General features: G+C 66.3%; 1 protein-coding gene. It reads left to right on the forward strand.

Annotated elements, in window-relative coordinates; all coding sequences use genetic code 11:
• Nucleotides 1-577 (forward strand): sugar phosphate isomerase/epimerase family protein (locus tag AC1DKQ_RS22440; RefSeq protein ID WP_476920284.1); only part of this gene is annotated, 577 nt, incomplete at both ends.

A 577-nucleotide genomic window follows, 5' to 3' on the forward strand; every position in this document is an offset into this window, starting at 1 on the left:
TCCCCGTCATCTCCGCCATCCGCCGCAGCGTGATCGAGGAAGGGAACTGGGAGGCGAACCTGGCCTACAGCCACCGCACCATCGACGCCGCCGCAGAGCTCGGCTGTGAGGTGGTCTCCTTCGGGCTGCACCAGGCCATCACCGCCGAGCAGCAGAAGCAGCTTTGGTTCTGGACCCTGGAGGGCTACAAGGACCCGGTCGGGGACAAGGAAACCTGGGGCAAGGCCGTGTCCCGCCTGCGGGAACTGGGCCGGCACGCGGCCGARGTCGGCGTCCTGCTGTCCCTGGAGATGTACGAGGACACCTACCTCGGCACCGCGGACTCCTCGGTCCAGCTGGTCCAGGACATCGGCCTGGCCAACGTCGGCATCAACCCGGATATCGGCAACCTCATCCGGCTCCACCGCCCCATCGAGGACTGGCGCGAGATGGTCGCCAAGACCCTGCCGTACTCGAACTACTGGCACATGAAGAACTACATCCGCGACGAGGACGTCGCCCGGGACACCTACGTCGCGATGCCCGCCCCGATGGAATCGGGCCTGATCAACTACCGCGAGGCGTTCAAGGTCGCGCT

The organism is Arthrobacter sp. 05L421, from assembly GCF_056397785.1.